Source organism: Microbacterium sp. LjRoot205 (genome assembly GCF_056175745.1).
This window is the reverse complement of the sequence record NZ_JBGFFH010000003.1, coordinates 390,677-406,750: the sequence shown is the minus strand read 5'-3', so window position 1 is coordinate 406,750 and position 16,074 is coordinate 390,677. Positions and strand designations below refer to the sequence as shown.

The following is a 16,074-nucleotide window of genomic DNA, read 5'->3' as shown; positions in this document are numbered from 1 at the left end:
GGCCACCAGGGCGAGTGACGTACAGGATCACGCCGATCGCCAGTCCGAGGATGCCGCCGAGCAGCAGCGCGAACGAGGTCATGTACAGCGTCTCGAGCGCGGCTTTCCAGAGCTCGGGCCACAGTTCGTTCAGACGATCCATCAGCTGGCCTCCTCTCGGGCGATCTCGGTGACTTCGACGCGTTCACCGATCGCCGCGAGCGCGGAGTCGACGGCCTTTTCGTCGCCGCGGATCGCGAGCGTGAGATGGCCGAATGCCCGACCACGGATGTCGTTGATCCCGCCGTACACGAGCTCGAAGTCGAGTCCGGCGGCAGCCAGGTCGAGAAAGACCTGCGCCTGCGATGAGTCGCCGTCGCGGAACGAGAAGGTGACGAGGCGGCCCCGGTGCCGCTCGCGCAGCACGCCGAGCTCGGCCGGTGAAGGGATTCCCTTCACGACCGTGCCGACGAAGCGCTGCGACGCGGGGTTCTGTGGGGCGGAGAAGACGTCGAACACGTCACCCTGCTCGATCACGCGACCGTTCTCCATGACTGCGACCTTGGTGGCGATGGTCTGGATGACGTCCATCTCGTGTGTGATGACTACGATGGTGACGCCCTGCTCCCGATTGACGCGTTTGAGGAGGTCCAGCACCTCGTGCGTCGTCTGCGGGTCGAGCGCGCTCGTCGCCTCGTCTGCGAGCAGGATCGCTGGGCGGGTGGCAAGAGCACGGGCGATGCCGACGCGTTGTTTCTGCCCGCCGGACAACTGCTCGGGGAAGGCCTTGGCCTTGTCGGCGAGCCCGACGAAGCCGAGGAGCTCAGTGACGCGAGCCTCGATGTCGGCCTTGGACCAGCCGGCGAGCTTGAGCGGATAGGCGACGTTGGCCCTGACGCTGCGCGAGGCGAACAGATTGAACTGCTGGAAGATCATGCCGATGCCGCCGCGAATCCGCCGCAGCTCTTTCTCTTTCAGCGACGTGATGTCTACGCCGTCGACGGAGATCGTCCCGCCTGTCGCCGGCTCGAGGGCGTTGATCAGGCGGACCAGCGTCGACTTGCCGGCACCGGAGTAACCGATGATGCCGAAGACGTCGCCTTTCTCGATCGACAGGGTTACGTCGTCGACGGCGATGATCTCGGGATCCCCCGGGGTGCGGGAGGGGTATGCCTTGGACACGTTGGTCAGGCTCACGATGGGCATTGTGCTGCTCCGGTGGGGTGTCGGGAGACGACGAATCGGGTGACGCGCGATGCGCCACCCGATTCTCGCATCAGTCGGCAGTGATCCTCCCGACAGGCCTATTTCTTGTCTGCGGCGTCCTTCTGAACCTTCGCGAGCGACTCGACCAGATCCGCCACCGGAACCTGGAGGGGAACCGCGACATCGCCCGATGACTCCTGAAGGCCCGCCTGCACGTCCTCGTTCGTCTGGAAGATCTCGACCAGCTTGAGGTACGTCTCGTTGTCGGCATCCTCGGCGCGGGCGGCGAAGATGTTCACGTACGGCAGCGCACTGGCATCCTCAGGGTCGTCCTGTGCGATCGCGTCATCGAACGACAGGCCTGCGTCCTCGACGAAGTCGTTGTTGATGATCGCCGCGGCCACGTCGGGCAGCGAGGTCGGGATCAACGCGGCCTCGAGCGCGGTGATCTTGACCTTCGACTTCTCGGTGTCGACCTGCGCCAGGTCGGAGTACGGGGTGCCGCCGTCCTTCAGCTCCACCAGACCGGCCTGCTGCAGCACGTTGAGCGCGCGCGCCTGATTGGACGCGTCGTCCGGAACGGCGACGGTCTCGCCCTTGGGGATGTCTTCGACATCGTCGTACTTCTGGGAGTACAGACCCAGCGGGTAGATCGCGGTGGAGCCGATCGGCGTCAGGTCAGAGCCCGAGGCGTTGTTGTACTCGGCGAGGTAGACGATGTGCTGGAACTGGTTGAGGTCGATCTCGCCTTCGGTGAGCGCGGGGTTCGGCTGCTCGTAGGAGCCGAAGTCGACGAGCTCGACCGTGATGCCCTCGTCAGCGGCCGCCTCGACGAAAGGAGCCCACTGGGCGTCACCCTTGCTGACGACTCCGACCTTGACGGTCTCGTTCTCGGAGTCGCCGCCGCCTGCGCCGGCGTCGGATGATGCGGTGGCGCAGCCTGCGAGTGCGACGAAGAGCGGGACCGCGGCGAGCGCGGCGATGACGGATGTGGTCCGACGGGATGCTGTGATGGACATGAGTGTTCGGGTTCCTCTCTTGGGGGACTCGAATACGTTAGGCAGGGCGACGCAGTGCGCGACAATCGAGCGTCACAGAGCGTCACAGCTCTCAGTCGTAGTCCTCGATGCCCTGCAGCCTGACCTGCTCCAGGTCGAGTCGCGCCGAGATGCGACGCACGACGAGGTCGTCGACGGTGCCGTCCCTGCGCAGTCCGAGCAGCACCTCGCGCTTGCGGTCGAGGAGGGCGAGCTTGAGACGCGTGTGCTCCTCATGGCGCAGCAGCGGCGAGCGCTGCATGACGTCGACGTCGACCGACGTCGCGAGCATCTGCAGTGTCCTCACCTCGCCCTCTGTGCCGTCGTCATCGTCGACGATGCGCGTCGCATCCGGCATCCGCACCGTCGTCGGCGCAGCATCCGCTCCTGCGTCCCCCGTCTCGGATATCGAGCCGCGGCCGAGGGGATCCGGCTCGTCGAGCATCACATCGAGCGCCTGCGCCTCGGCGTCGACGATGGCCTGTTCGCGGGCCAGGGCGCGCGCGTTCGAGAACTCGAGCATCTGATAGCCCTCGGCCCGCACCTTGTCGCGGATCTCCTGTCCGACGCCGTGCTCGACCGCGAGGTCATCGAGGGCTGCGAGTGCCGCGCCCGAAATGGTGCGCTCGGCCAGCTCGTACTCCTCGTCTTCGGCGTGGTCGACCGGGAATCGGGCCCAGCGCACGATGGCCGGAAGGAGCGGCCCCTGCACGAGCAGGCTCAGCAGGATCACCCCGGCGGTGACGAAGACGATCTCGTCACGCCCCGCGATCTCGCCTTCGGTCGCACTGGCGGCAGGCACGGACAGCGCGATCGCGAGCGAGACCGCACCTCGCATGCCTGCGACGGTCGACACCGCCATCGAACGCGCCCGCGCACCGCGCGACGGGCGAGCGGGGTTGCGTCGCTGGAACGGGGCGTTCATCACCTGGAAGAGGTAGCGCACCACGAGCAGCGTCATCCACACGGCCAGCGTGATCAGTACCAGACGGCCGATCGCCGCGGCCGAGATCTCGTGCGCGACGAACTGCACCTCGAGCCCGATGAGGACGAAGAGCGCGCCGTTGAGCAGGAAGACCCCGAAGGGCCAAGCCGCCGCGACCTGACGTCGAGACGAGGCGGTCGTCACCCGAGGCGACACATAGGCGACGATCAGGCCGGCGACCACGACGGCGAGGACGCCGGACGCATGCACGATCTCGGCCAGCAGGAACGCCGAGAACGGGATCAGCAGAAGTGTGACGTTGATGACGATCGTCGAGGAGGTGCGACGCAGCAGCAGGTATCCGAGCGCGGCGACCACGACACCGGCGGCGATGCCTCCGACGTACGAGGTGAGCACCGACATGGTCACCGACAGCGGCGTCACGTTGCCCCCGAGGGCCAGCGAGATGGCGATCGCGTAGAGCACCAGGGCGGTGCCGTCGTTCGTCAGGCTCTCCGCCTTGAGCTTCATGAACATGCGCGTCGGCAGCAGGCGTCCGAGGGCGGCGACGGCCGTGGCGTCCGGTGGGGCGACGGCAGCGCCGAGAATGAGGGCGGTCTCCCACGGCATCCCGAACAGCAGCCCGATGCCGGCGACGGCGAAGGCGGATGCCACGACGAGCAGCGTGCTCATCGGCAGGATGTAGCGGAAGTCGCGGCGGATCGACCGCAGCGAGGTGGTCAGGCTCTCCCAGAACAGCATCACCGGGAGGAACAGCAGCAGCACGGTCTCGGGCGGCAGCTGGATCTCGCGCAGCTGCGGCACGAAGCCGAGCAGCAGACCCAGGATGACGAGCACGAGCGGCAGTGCGAGCCGCACACGCGGCGCCAGCATCGTGCCAACGAGGATCGTCAGTCCGATCAGGACCGTGACCTCGAGTCCTTCCATCTGAACCTCCCGGGTACCGCAGGATCAAGCTGTGCGATCCCAGATGGCATCGAACCCCGCCCAGAGCACAGCGCATCGCACTGCCACCGTATTCCCGCTACGGCCGAATGGCGAGACCCCGAATCAGTCGAGTTCTTCGGTCAGCTCGAACCAGCGGAGTTCGAGCTGCTCGATCTCGGCCTGCTGATCGCTGATCGCCTTCATCTTGTCGCCGAGGCCCGCGAAGTCCGACTGGTCGTGTTCCGCGAGAGCGGACTTCGCCTTGTCGACCTGCTGGGTGAGCTTCTGGATGCGGCGCTCGAGCGAAGAGACCTCCTTCTGCGCCGAACGCAGGGCGGCGCCGTCGAGGCTGGAGGCCTTCTTCTCGGTGTTGACGGCAGTCTGAGACTTGCCGGGCGCCGAGGTCTGCAGCTGACGCAGCCGCAGGTATTCGTCGACGCCGCCGGGCAGATGCCGAAGGTGGCCGTCGAGGATCGCGAACTGCTGGTCGGTCACGCGCTCGAGGAAATACCGGTCATGGCTGACGACCAGCAGGGTTCCCGACCACGAGTCCAGAAGATCCTCGATGGCCGCGAGCATGTCGGTGTCGAGATCGTTGGTCGGCTCGTCGAGGATCAGCACGTTGGGCTGGTCGAGGAGCACGAGCAGCAGCTGCAGTCGACGCTGCTGGCCTCCCGAGAGATCCTTCACCGGGGTGGAGAGCTGGGCGGAGTCGAAGCCGAGCCGTTCGAGCAGCTGCCCGGGCGTGAGCTCCTGCGCCTTCGAGCCCGAGCCCATCGTGTACGAGGTGCGCAGCCGCGAGATCACTACTCGCACCGGCTCGCGCCGCACATCTTCGAGTTCGTCGAGGCGCTGGGTGAGCGTCTTGACCTTCACCGTCGATCCGCGCTTCACGCGGCCGACGGTCGGCTCGACGGTGCCGGCGATGAGACCCAGCAGCGTCGACTTGCCAGCGCCGTTGACGCCGAGGATGCCGGTGCGCTCCCCCGGCGCGATGCGCCATTCGACGTCACGCAGCACCTCTCGCGTGCCGCCGTCGACGGTCGGATAGGTGACTCCGACATCGAGCAGGTCGACGACGTCCTTGCCCAGGCGCGACACCGCGAGCGACTGCAGCGAGATCTTGTCGCGGATCTCGGGCACGTCGGCGATGAGCTCGTTGGCGGCGTCGATGCGGAACTTCGGCTTCGCGGTGCGAGCAGGGGCGCCTCGGCGCAGCCACGCGAGCTCCTTCTTCGCGAGGTTCTGTCGCTTGGCCTCGGTGGCGGCCGACATCCGGTCGCGTTCGACGCGCTGCAGAATGTATGCGGCGTACCCGCCCTCGAAGGGCTCGACGATGCGGTCGTGCACCTCCCAGGTCTCGGTCGAGATCTCGTCGAGGAACCATCGGTCGTGAGTCACGACCATGAGCGCTCCGGAGTTCGGGCTCCACCTCTTCTTGAGGTGCCCGGCCAACCAGGTGATGGCTTCGACGTCGAGATGGTTGGTGGGCTCGTCGAGCGCGATGACGTCCCAGTCGCCCGTCAGCAGCTTGGCGAGCGAGACGCGACGACGCTGACCACCGCTGAGAGAGCCGATCTCGGCATCCCACGGCAGATCCTTCAGCAGTCCCTCGATGACGTCACGGATGCGGGGGTCGCCCGCCCACTCGTATTCCGGGGTGTCGCCGACGACCGCGGCGCTGATCGTGAGGTCGTCGCTGAGGGTGTCGGCCTGGTCGAGGACGCCGATGGTAGTTCCGCCGCGCACCGTGACGCGGCCCGAGCTCGGCTCCTTGAGGCCTGCCAGCATCCCCAGGAGGCTCGACTTGCCGTCGCCGTTGCGGCCGACGATGCCGATGCGGTCACCTTCTTCGATGCCGAGGGTCACGGAGTCGAAGACGACCCTCGTCGGGTATTCGAGATGAAGGGCTTCTGCCCCGAGAAGATGTGCCATATCACTCCCCAGGGTAGTCGGGCACGCTGGGTGAGCCGGTCAGCTGAGCGCTGCGGTGACAGCGGGAGCATGGCGCGCCTCCATCTCGGCATCCCACACGCCCAGGAGCTGGAAGGTCGCGATGCGGAACGCGAGGGCGCGGATGATGTGCTGGCGCCCGTCTGCTCTGTCGTCTGCGAGCCTCAGCATGTCCGCCGGTGCGAGACGATGCCAGCACGCGGCATCGGCCAACACGATCGCGTCGGCGAAGCCGACCGGACGCCAGTAGGGAGCCCAGTCGATGATCACCGGGGGCTGCCCCCGTTCGAACATCACGTTGCCGAGAAGATCGCCGTGGATGATCTGGGCCGGGGCGGCGACGGGCCTGAAGGCGTCAGCGAGTCGCCGGAGTGTGTCGCCGGGCGGCAGGTCCTCTTCTTGCCAGGCGATCCTGTCCGACCGCGCCCAGGGGTCGCGCGCGGCATCGAGGAAGTCCGGACGATCGAGGTCGGCGACGGCTCGATGGAACGCGGCGGCGGCGGCGAGCACGTCGGCCACGCGGGTCTCATCCGTGTGACCGGGCAGCCACTCCCAGGCCTCCCAGCCGGCGACCGTCCACGCTCCGGATGCCGACGGGATCGGGCGCGGCGTGCGGAATGCCGAGGTGTGCGGCAGATGCGCGAGGACGTTCGCCTTCCACAGCGTCTCTCCGTCGCCGGCCGAGGGGCGCAGGACTGTGTCGGCCGCACGCCAGGTGAGACCGCGGCCTCCGTGGAGGTTCCGGAGTTCCTCGTGATCCGCGGCGGGGATCCCGAAGTCCGCGAGCACCGCGTTCGAGGGTGGCATCGCGGTCGTCATGATCCGAGGCTATGACAGCGCGTGCGGTGGCGGTGGGCCGAAGAGTTCGGGGAGGGACGCGGTGAATGCGTCGAAGTGGCTGTACCAGATGGCGTGCGCGGCCCCGGGGATGCTGCGGACATCAGCGCCGTTCGCCGCGAATCTGCGGGCGTCGTCGTCGCTGACCCATGCGCTCGGTTCTGCCCGCAGGACGATCGAGCCGGCCTCGGGGAACCAGGAGTGATCCGTGTCGCAGGAGATGGACGCTGTCGTCGCCGGGTCGAAAAGTGCGGCGGCGCGAGCCTCCACCTCGGCATCCTGCGCGGAGTAGAAGGGGCGGGATCTGAGCAGATCTTCCGGAGACAGGCGCGCTCTGCGGTCGCGCGCATACTGCGCCGTGAGAGCCGCGCGGTCGTGTCCCCCGGTCAGAGAGAGCGCCGCGTCGACATACACAGACAGGTCGGGCTGCAGCATCTCGGCCGCCGCGGCGAGGACCGTCGCTCCGTAGGAGTGGCCGATGGCTGCGAGCGGGCGCCCGGGGGCGAGGTGCCGGACCGTCTCGACCACCGAGGCCGCGGCACGCTCGATCGTGAGCTGCGGGTCGCGCTCCGACAGGCCGTGACCGGGCAGATCGAGAGCGATCACGCGGTGGCCGTTGGCTGTGAGCGGCGGGATCAGGCGCCACCAGCTCTCGGACGACCCCATCATTCCGTGCAGCAGGAGCACCGTGCCTGGGCCTGTTCCGGTGTCGATCGCGTGGAGGAGCATCCCGTCAGTGTTGCACGCTTCCGTTACTCTTCCGTGATCATATCCAGATCGGAATGTTTCGTATTAATCTTCGAATGTCGGTGGTCTCTGATCTACTTATGACATGACAGCACTGCTCGACGCGACGGACGCACAGATGGCGACACTCGCCGATCTCGTCGACGCGCTGCAGGTCGCGGAGGCGACCCTGAGCAGCATGAGCGCCGCACGCGACGGGCTGCTGGCGATCGCCGGGCGGCTGGCGATCGACATCGCCAAGCAGGGCGATCACCCCGACAGAGGCGACCACTCTCTTCGCACCGTGGCTGCCGAGATCGGTGCAGTGCAGCGCGTCAGCGATCGCACGATCGAGCGGCGGATGGCGGCCGCAGAGCTGCTGGTCGACCAGTTTCCGGCCGTGTGGGCGGCACAGGGGGCGGGACGGATCAGCCCGGCTCATTCCCGGGTGATCGTCGACGCGGGGTCGGGCATCGAGTCGCCCAGCGACCGTGAGAAGTACTCCGCGGTCATCCTCCCTATCGCCGAGGCGGAGTCGCCCAACCGTCTGCGTGCGTTGGCCCGGCGAGTCGCCGAGCGGTTCGCTCCGACGACCGTGTCGGAGAGACACCGTCGAGCGAGGTCGAAGCGGCGCGTCTGGGTGACGGACGGCGACGACGGAATGGCGGCTCTGCACACGCACGCGCCCGCCGCGCTCGTCCACGGCGTGTTCGACCGTCTCTCGCAGATGGCGCACGCACTGCGCAACGAGAACCTTCGCGCGAGGCGACAGGCAGCTCGCGACGGCAGCGAGTTCGAGCCGGACGATCGGACGGTCGATGAGATCCGTGCCGATCTGCTCGCCGATCTCGTGCTCAGCGGGCAGCCGACAGGTCACGACAGCGAAGACGGACTGCTCGGAGCCATCGACGCCCGGATCGAGATCACCGTTCCGGTGACGACGCTGATGGATGATGACGCGCACGCCGCGCCTGATGCCGATGCGGCACCGCCCGCCGAACTCGACGGACGGACCCCGATCGATGTCGACACGGCGCGCAAGATGGCGGGCCAGACGAAGGGGTGGGACCGGGTGCTGACGCATCCGATCAGCGGTCGAGTGCTCGCGGTCGACCGGTATCGACCGAGCCGTCACCTGCGCAGGCACCTGCGTGCGCGGGACCAGCGATGCCGCTTCCCCACCTGCGGGATCGTGGCTCGCAAGTGCGATCTCGACCACAATCATGCTGCCTCGACGGGTGGCGCGACCTGCGAGACGAACCTCGCGTCCTTCTGTCGCCGACATCATGTTCTGAAACACCACTGCCCCTGGCAAGTCGAGCAGAAGCCAGGCGGAGTCGTGGAGTGGACAAGTCCCACCGGCCGAATCTATGTCGACACTCCTCCTGCACCGAACACGGTGACCTTCACCGTGACGGAGGATGCTGTGCCCGCGCCGTTCTGAGGTGTGCGCTCATGCTGGTTCTGACCTGTGGAGAACTGCGACGCGGTTGAGCAAGATTTCACTACGGTGGCGCGGTGACCCCTCCTCGCTCATGGCCCTCGCCAACGCTCCCGACTCGACCGATATCAACAGCTGCCCCCGGGATGAGACGGCGATGACGACGCATCGGAGAAGTGCGGGTGTCGTGATCGTCGGGCTCACGCTGGGCCAGGTGCTCGGGTGCGCTCCGGCGTCTGCCCCTGCTCCCACGCCGACACCCGCCTTCGCCAGCGAAGAAGAGGCGTTCGCGGCGGCGGAAGAGGTGTACCGGGCGTACTTCGACGCCCTGAGCGCTCGGGTGCGTGGTGAATCAGAGCCAGACCCACAAGAGTTCCTCACATCCATCGCGCTCGAAAGTGACATCGACGCTCAAAGGTCACTGCGCGAGTGGGGGTTACGGGCTAGCGGAGAAGCAAAGATCTTGTCGTTCCGCGGCACCGAAACAGGCGGTGACGAGCCGACCACGACGGTTGAAGGGATCGTGTGCATAGACGTATCCAAGTTTCGAGTCGTTGACGCGGGCGGCATCGACGTAACGCCTCCTGACCGAGGCGACGTTGTTGCGCAGCGTGTGGAGTTCGCCGGCGACCGCAATCACCTACTGATCGCTCACGAGGATTCCGCGGACGAGGAAGCGTGTTGACCAGTGCAGTGACAGCGATGCTGACGCTCATGCTTATGCTGGCCGCACCAAGTGCCCCTGCCGAGCCCGCTTCGGCCTGCACCACGTCCTCGCAGATGATGGGCCTGTGCGGCTCCACGGATGGCTCGTCTCTTGCGATCTCGGGCACGCAACAGCAACCCAGCATCGATCCCGGTACGAGCTCGCGACAGAGCAACGGCGGGCCTGGCAGCCCCGGCAGCCCAGGCGGTCCATCCGGCCCCGGCACGCCCTCGGGGCCGAGCCAGGAGGCGATCGACCTCGCGGCGTGCATGGACGACTCGGGCACCACGCGATGCGCACCCCGCCCGAACCGGCCCGCAGCCCCGGCGACGGCCCCGCCGGCGACGGGCACTCCGACGATCACCATCTCCGACCTCGCGCGGTTCGCTCCGGCATCCGTCCTCGCCACCGCCGAACCCGGAAACGTCGGGATCGCTGGGATGCCGACCAACTTCACCGCCGCTGCGACACCGCAGATCCAAGGCGGCGAGCTGTTCGGCGTGCCACTGCGCGTGCGATTCGTCCCGGCTGCATACGACTACACCTACGGCGACGGAAGCTCGGCGACACTGACAACGCCGGGGCGGACGTGGGAGGCGCTCGGCCAAGCACAGTTCACACCGACCCCGACCAGCCACGTCTACCGCGAACCCGGCGCGTACCCGGCGCGGGTGGACATCCGATACGCCGCGCAGGTGGACCTCGGCGGCGGATGGATCGACGTTCCCGGGCAGCTCACCACCAGTGGCGCCACGCAGGAGATCCGCATCCTCGAAGCCCGCACCGCGCTCGTCGCCCACACCTGCGACGAGAACCCGGCCGGCGTCGGCTGTTGAAGGACGCACCACAGCAGCACGCCAATAAGAAAGACCCCATAGCCCCGAAGGTCCGAGCGGCCCTGTTCTGCCAGATGACTGATCGCTTTCTCGCACGACTCGACGATCTCGAGGAGGCTCGGCCTTCCGAGAGCGAATTCGCCTACGGCGCTCTGCTCCTCGAGAGGCAGCCGCCGACCGATCCCCTCCGGCCTAAACTAGACAGGTGCCATGGAGTCGCCGGGTGTTCTCGCTCTCACTAGGCGACCGCAAGGCAAAGCTGGTGCAGTCGAGAAGGCGACCCGGTCGCTTCGAGCTCAGCGTGGATGGAATTGCGCAGTCCGTCGTCTCGATCACCGAACCCACCTCCCTCGAGTACAGCTACACCCAACACATCGCCCGCGCAATGGATGCCGCCGCCGAGCCGGAAGCGCCGCTGTTCACCGTGCATCTGGGGGCCGGAGCACTCACGCTGGCACGCTACGTCCAGGCGGCGCGCGCCGGGTCACCTCAGCTGGTGGTGGAGTTCGAACCCGCGCTCTACGCCGCCGTCATCGACGCGCTGCCATTGCCTCCCGGGTCTGACATACGAGTCATCCTCGGTGACGCTCGGACGGTCGCGGACGCCGCTTTTCCGAATGAGAAGACATCGCCGGTGCAGTCATCTCCATCCCCCGGACTTGACGACGCAGTGAGTTATCGCACCGCGATCGACACCGACTGGGTGGAGGCGTGCTTCACCGTCGTCGATCTCTGGGATGCCGCCGTCATCCGGCATCGTGTGGCCAGCCAGGAGTTCTACCGCCGGGTCGCCGCGCGCTCCGCAGCAGCGGGCGTGGTCGCCGTGAACCTGCTCGACGGGCATCCGTTCGAATACTCACGACGACAGGCCGCGACCCTGAGCACCGTGTTCGATCACGTCGCTGTCGTGCTTGACACAGAGCCGGAAGATGCGGAAGGGCCACTCGGCAACGTCGTCATCTTCGCAAGCGATGAGCCGCTGGACAAGGTGACCGCCTCCGTTTTGCTCGACACACCGCGACCTCATCTCCTCCGCGATGGCCCTCTGACGTCGTGGATCGCTGAAGCGCGCATCATGACAGATGCCGACGGCACAGACTCTCCCGATCCCGACGACCCCCTCTGGGGCTAGCGCACCGTGTGCGGACGTCCTCCGACAGGACGTCCGCTTCCCGCCAGCGGCTCGCCCGCGCGAGGTGTGAAAAGTCGACCCGACATGGCGAAGAGCCGCCCGGACCCGAAGGTCCGGACGGCTCGTCGTTGTTCGAGCGGAATCGCTTACTGGTACGACTTCACGATCTCGAGGAGGCTCGGCACGTTGGCGTACGCCTCAGCGGCGTTCTCCTTCGTGACGATGATCGGGTCGAGCAGGTATGCCGGAACGATCTTCGCGCCGTTGTCGTACGACTCTTCGTCGTTGACATCGACGGTCTCGCCCGCCTGCAGCTGGCCGACCATCTTGATCGACTGCTCGACGAGCAGCGCGGTGTCCTTGTTGATCGTGGAGTACTGGATGCCCTCCATGATCGACTTCACCGACTCGACCTCGGAGTCCTGACCCGTGACGACCGGAACCGGCTTGCCGGCCTGCTGCACCGACGTGATGATGGCACGAGCAAGGGTGTCGTTCGGCGACAGCACACCGTCGACCACGGTGTCACCGCTGTACGACGAGGTCAGCAGCGTGTCCATGCGGTTCTGCGCGTTCTCCGGAAGCCAGCCCTCGGTCGCGGTCTGCGCGATCTCGGTCTGACCGGACACGACGACGAGGTTGCCGTTGTCGATCTCCGGCTGGAGCACGTCCATGGCGCCGTCGAAGAAGACCTTCGAGTTGGCGTCATCCGGCGAGCCCGAGAAGAGCTCGATGTTGTACGGAGCCTCGTGGCCCGCACGCTCGGCGAGTCCGTCGAGCAGAGCCTGGCCCTGCAACTGGCCGACCTTGAAGTTGTCGAACGCGACGTAGTAGTCGACGGCCTCGGTGTTCTCGATCAGACGGTCGTACGCGATCACGTACGCGCCGGCATCCTTGGCGGCCTGCACCTGGGTGGCGAGCTGCTTGCCATCCTTCGCGCCGATGATGATGACCTTGGCACCGTTGGTGACCATGGCCTGGATCTGGTTCTGCTGCTCGGCGACCGTGTTGCTCGCCGGAGCGTACTGCACGTCGGCCTTGAAGCCGGCCTCTTCGAGGCCGTCCGTGAAGAGCTGACCCGCGAGGACCCAGTTCTCACTGGTCTTGTCGGGAAGCGCGACACCGATCGGGGAGCCTGCTTCGAAGCCTGCTTCGGCCTCTTCGCCGGATCCCGTGTCGGTTCCGCCGCCGCGCTCACCGGAGCAGCCCGTGAGTGCGAAGGCAGCCGTCGCGACGAGCGCTGTCGCTGTGACGATGATCTTCTTCATGTGATCTCTTTCTGTGTGATGTGACGGATTCTGCGTGCGAGCACTGCGCGGAGATTCCGCTTACTCGGCCCTTGTCTTGTCGACGGGAGGGGCTTGGTAAGTCCTGTTGGGTTCGAACGTCTCGGTGGCCGGGTCCTGCTGGCGGCTCGAGCGACGCATCATGAAACCGATGAGAGACGGGCGGCCCTGCTGCTTGTTCCAGACGTCGATGCCGACCGCGAGCAGGAGCACGAGGCCCTTGATCATCGAGACGACGTCGGCACCCTGGCCGAGCAGAGCGAGACCGTTGTTGAGGAACGCCATGACAAGACCACCGATGATCGATCCGATCACGGTGCCGATGCCACCGGCGACGGCGGCGCCACCGATGAACACGGATGCGATGGCGTCGAGCTCCCAGCCGGTGCCGTCGTTCGGTCCGGACGCCTGCGAACGGGCGACGAAGATCATGCCGGCGAGGGCGGCCATCATCGACATGTTCATCATGACGAAGAAGTCGACCCAGCGGTCCTTCACACCCGAGAGGCGTGCGGCCTGACGGTTGCCACCCACTGCGTAGATGTGACGGCCGAACACGGTGTTGCGAGTGATGAACGAGTAGATGATGACCAGGGCGAGCAGGATCAGACCCGGAACCGGGAAGCTCGTGCCGGGGCGACCGGTCGCGAACATCCACGCCGCGGCGAGGACGACGACCGAGAGCAGCACGACCTTGACCACGCTGACCCACAGAGGCGCACTGTCGGAGCCCATCTTGTGCTGCTGGCGACGGGTGCGGATCTCCCAGAAGACCAGCCACGCCACGGCGACCAGGGCGAGGAGCATCGTCGGCACGTTGAAGTCGAGCGGAAGCCCGACCTCGGGCAGATAGCCGGTGCCGATCACCTGGAAGCCCTTGGGCACCGGAATCGTCTGAGCGTCACCGATCCACTGCTGCGCGCCGCGGAAGAAGAGCATGCCGGCGAGCGTCACGATGAACGCGGGCACCCCGACATATGCCACCCAGAATCCCTGCCAGGCACCCACGAGGGCACCCACACCGAGGCCCAGGAGGATCGCCGCCGGCCAAGGGAGGTTCCAGTCAGCCATCGACTTCGCGACGATGATGCCGGTGAACGCCGCCACCGAGCCGACCGACAGGTCGATGTGCCCCATGATGATGACCATCACCATGCCGATCGCGAGGATCAGGATGAACGAGTACTGGTTGATGACGTTGATCAGGTTGCCCGAGGTCAGCGTCGCGCCGTTCGGCCCGTTGCGGAGCAGCGTCAGGATCTCGAAGAGGGCGATGATGACGATGAGGCTGCCCAGGATGCCGAACTGGCGCAGCGACGAGGTGCCGTTGCTTCCGAACATCTTGCGGATGTCGCCGAAGTGGAAGCCGCGCTTCGTTGTCGTGAGGTCGGTGGTCATGCTGATGCTTTCTGAGTCGCGGAGGTCATGCTGCGCATGAGGGCCTCGGGTGTCGCCTGGTCGGCCGGGATGCAGTCGGTGACCCGACCTTCGAAGACTGTGTAGATGCGGTCGGAGATGCCGAGCAGTTCGGGCAGCTCGCTGGAGATGACGATGACTCCCTTGCCCTGCGAGGCGAGCTCGTTGATGATCGCGTAGATCTCGTACTTCGCACCCACGTCGATGCCGCGGGTGGGCTCGTCGAGGATCAGCAGGTCGGGGTCGGTGAACATCCACCGCGCCAGCACGACCTTCTGCTGGTTTCCTCCCGAGAGCTTGCCGACGCCCTCTTCGACGCTCGGCGTCTTGATGCGCAGCGCCTTGCGGTAGCGCTCGGCGACCGAGTACTCCTCGCGCTCGTCGACGACGCCGCGCTTCGAGATCTTCGACAGCTTGGCCGCCACGACCGACCGCTTGATGGTGTCGAGCAGGTTGAGGCCGAGCACCTTGCGGTCCTCGCTCACGTACGCCAGTCCGTGCTTGATGGCGGACGAGACGTCGGGGATCGAGATCTCCCGGCCGTCCTTGATGATCTGTCCGCCCTGGAAGTTGCCGTAGGAGCGGCCGAAGATGCTCATCATGAACTCGGTGCGGCCCGCGCCCATCAGCCCGGCGATGCCGACGACCTCGCCGCGGCGGACGTTGAGGTTCGATCCCTTGACGACCATGCGCTCGGAGACGGTCGGGTGCTGCACCCACCAGTCCTTGACCTCGAAGAACACCTCCCCGATCTCGGGGGTGCGGTCTGGGTATCGGCTCTCGAGCGAGCGTCCGACCATCCCGCGGATGATCCTGTCCTCGTTGATCTCACCGCGCGAGATGTCGAGCGTCTCGACCGTGCGACCGTCGCGGATGATCGTGATCTCGTCGGCGATCTGCTCGATCTCGTTGAGCTTGTGGCTGATCATGATCGACGCGATGCCCTTGGCCTTGAGGCCGAGGATCAGATCGAGCAGGTGCTGCGAGTCGTTCTCGTTCAGCGCCGCGGTGGGCTCATCGAGGATGAGGAGCTTGACGTCCTTGTTGAGGGCCTTGGCGATCTCGATCAGCTGCTGCTTGCCGACACCGAGCGTCTTGATGGCCACGTCGGGGTCTTCACGCAGGCCGACGCGAGCCAGCAGCTCGACCGTGCGCTGGCGCTGTGCGCGCCAGTCGATCTTGCCGAAGCTGCGGATCTCGTTGCCGAGGAAGATGTTCTCGGTGATCGAGAGCTCGGGGATCAGCGCGAGCTCCTGGTGGATGATCGCGATTCCGGCCTGCTCGCTCGCCGCGATGTCGCGGTAGCGCTGCTCCTCGCCGTAGAGCAGGATGTCCCCCTCGTACGTGCCGTAGGGGTACACGCCGGAGAGGACCTTCATCAAGGTCGACTTCCCGGCGCCGTTCTCCCCGCAGATCGCATGGATCTCGCCTGCGCGGACGGTGATGGACACGTCGGACAGCGCCTTGACACCCGGGAACTCCTTGGTGATGCTGCGCATCTCCAGGATGGGGCCTGACACGACCGGCAACGTTGCTGTGGTGCTCACAAGATCTTCCTCGCGACGGGCGGTCACCTTCGATGTGACCGTTCACATTGGATTACATAGTCTACGCTCGCCGAGACGCTGTCAAGACCACGAGCCAAA

At 66.4% G+C, this 16,074-nt stretch carries 13 protein-coding genes; 4 read left to right on the top strand and 9 right to left on the bottom strand.

From position 1 onward, the window contains the following. Window positions 1–141: 141 nt before the first annotated feature. The 6 genes from AC04ME_RS10005 to AC04ME_RS09980 all read right to left on the bottom strand — a co-directional run bounded on the left by AC04ME_RS10005 (window position 142) and on the right by AC04ME_RS09980 (window position 7,614). Entirely contained in the window at window positions 142–1,185 is a 1,044-nt protein-coding gene (locus AC04ME_RS10005; protein WP_475434782.1) for a methionine ABC transporter ATP-binding protein, read from the bottom strand. A gap of 98 nt (window positions 1,186–1,283) precedes the next feature. Beyond that, on the bottom strand, window positions 1,284–2,204 hold the full coding sequence (locus tag AC04ME_RS10000; protein ID WP_475434780.1) for a MetQ/NlpA family ABC transporter substrate-binding protein: 921 nt from the start codon (window positions 2,202–2,204) through the stop codon (window positions 1,284–1,286). 91 nt (window positions 2,205–2,295) lie between these two features. Next, on the bottom strand, window positions 2,296–4,095 hold the full coding sequence (locus AC04ME_RS09995; protein ID WP_475434778.1) for a Na+/H+ antiporter: 1,800 nt from the start codon (window positions 4,093–4,095) through the stop codon (window positions 2,296–2,298). Window positions 4,096–4,218: 123 nt separating this feature from the next. Further along, window positions 4,219–6,030 (bottom strand): ABC-F family ATP-binding cassette domain-containing protein, encoded by a 1,812-nt coding sequence (locus tag AC04ME_RS09990; protein ID WP_042537418.1) that lies wholly within the window; start codon window positions 6,028–6,030, stop codon window positions 4,219–4,221. Window positions 6,031–6,069: 39 nt separating this feature from the next. Beyond that, entirely contained in the window at window positions 6,070–6,867 is a 798-nt protein-coding gene (locus AC04ME_RS09985; RefSeq protein ID WP_042537416.1) for a hypothetical protein, read from the bottom strand. Window positions 6,868–6,876: 9 nt separating this feature from the next. Further along, a complete protein-coding gene (locus AC04ME_RS09980; protein ID WP_475434776.1) occupies window positions 6,877–7,614 on the bottom strand; it encodes an alpha/beta fold hydrolase in 738 nt (245 codons plus the stop codon). 103 nt (window positions 7,615–7,717) lie between these two features. Between AC04ME_RS09980 and AC04ME_RS09975 the strand changes: the two genes are divergently transcribed. The 4 genes from AC04ME_RS09975 to AC04ME_RS09960 all read left to right on the top strand — a co-directional run bounded on the left by AC04ME_RS09975 (window position 7,718) and on the right by AC04ME_RS09960 (window position 11,726). Further along, complete coding sequence (locus AC04ME_RS09975; protein WP_475434774.1) at window positions 7,718–9,055, top strand: HNH endonuclease signature motif containing protein; 1,338 nt, start codon at window positions 7,718–7,720, stop codon at window positions 9,053–9,055. Window positions 9,056–9,146: 91 nt separating this feature from the next. Continuing rightward, window positions 9,147–9,737, top strand: a complete 591-nt coding sequence (locus AC04ME_RS09970) for a hypothetical protein (protein WP_475434772.1) — start codon at window positions 9,147–9,149, stop codon at window positions 9,735–9,737. A gap of 29 nt (window positions 9,738–9,766) precedes the next feature. Continuing rightward, window positions 9,767–10,594 (top strand): hypothetical protein, encoded by an 828-nt coding sequence (locus AC04ME_RS09965; RefSeq protein ID WP_475434770.1) that lies wholly within the window; start codon window positions 9,767–9,769, stop codon window positions 10,592–10,594. Between the two features lie 205 nt (window positions 10,595–10,799). Further along, complete coding sequence (locus AC04ME_RS09960; protein ID WP_475434768.1) at window positions 10,800–11,726, top strand: polyamine aminopropyltransferase; 927 nt, start codon at window positions 10,800–10,802, stop codon at window positions 11,724–11,726. Between the two features lie 146 nt (window positions 11,727–11,872). Here the strand turns inward: AC04ME_RS09960 and AC04ME_RS09955 are convergent, their stop codons facing one another. From AC04ME_RS09955 to mmsA, 3 genes are read right to left on the bottom strand one after another with little or no spacing between them, the layout of a single operon-like run. Beyond that, a complete protein-coding gene (locus AC04ME_RS09955; RefSeq protein WP_042537406.1) occupies window positions 11,873–12,994 on the bottom strand; it encodes a substrate-binding domain-containing protein in 1,122 nt (373 codons plus the stop codon). Window positions 12,995–13,054: 60 nt separating this feature from the next. After that, entirely contained in the window at window positions 13,055–14,410 is a 1,356-nt protein-coding gene (gene mmsB, locus AC04ME_RS09950; RefSeq protein ID WP_042537404.1) for a multiple monosaccharide ABC transporter permease, read from the bottom strand. After that, window positions 14,407–15,927 (bottom strand): multiple monosaccharide ABC transporter ATP-binding protein, encoded by a 1,521-nt coding sequence (gene mmsA, locus AC04ME_RS09945; protein WP_042537456.1) that lies wholly within the window; start codon window positions 15,925–15,927, stop codon window positions 14,407–14,409. Before mmsA ends, mmsB begins: the two co-directional genes overlap by 4 nt. Between the last annotated feature and the right edge of the window lie 147 nt (window positions 15,928–16,074).

Coding starts and splice junctions, on each gene's coding strand:
- AC04ME_RS10005 (WP_475434782.1), bottom strand. CDS start 1,185: ATGCCCATCGTGAGCCTGACCAACGTGTCCAAGGCATACCCCTCCCGC.
- AC04ME_RS10000 (WP_475434780.1), bottom strand. CDS start 2,204: ATGTCCATCACAGCATCCCGTCGGACCACATCCGTCATCGCCGCGCTC.
- AC04ME_RS09995 (WP_475434778.1), bottom strand. CDS start 4,095: ATGGAAGGACTCGAGGTCACGGTCCTGATCGGACTGACGATCCTCGTT.
- AC04ME_RS09990 (WP_042537418.1), bottom strand. CDS start 6,030: ATGGCACATCTTCTCGGGGCAGAAGCCCTTCATCTCGAATACCCGACG.
- AC04ME_RS09985 (WP_042537416.1), bottom strand. CDS start 6,867: ATGACGACCGCGATGCCACCCTCGAACGCGGTGCTCGCGGACTTCGGG.
- AC04ME_RS09980 (WP_475434776.1), bottom strand. CDS start 7,614: ATGCTCCTCCACGCGATCGACACCGGAACAGGCCCAGGCACGGTGCTC.
- AC04ME_RS09975 (WP_475434774.1), top strand. CDS start 7,718: ATGACAGCACTGCTCGACGCGACGGACGCACAGATGGCGACACTCGCC.
- AC04ME_RS09970 (WP_475434772.1), top strand. CDS start 9,147: ATGGCCCTCGCCAACGCTCCCGACTCGACCGATATCAACAGCTGCCCC.
- AC04ME_RS09965 (WP_475434770.1), top strand. CDS start 9,767: ATGCTTATGCTGGCCGCACCAAGTGCCCCTGCCGAGCCCGCTTCGGCC.
- AC04ME_RS09955 (WP_042537406.1), bottom strand. CDS start 12,994: ATGAAGAAGATCATCGTCACAGCGACAGCGCTCGTCGCGACGGCTGCC.
- mmsB (WP_042537404.1), bottom strand. CDS start 14,410: ATGACCACCGACCTCACGACAACGAAGCGCGGCTTCCACTTCGGCGAC.
- mmsA (WP_042537456.1), bottom strand. CDS start 15,927: ATGCGCAGCATCACCAAGGAGTTCCCGGGTGTCAAGGCGCTGTCCGAC.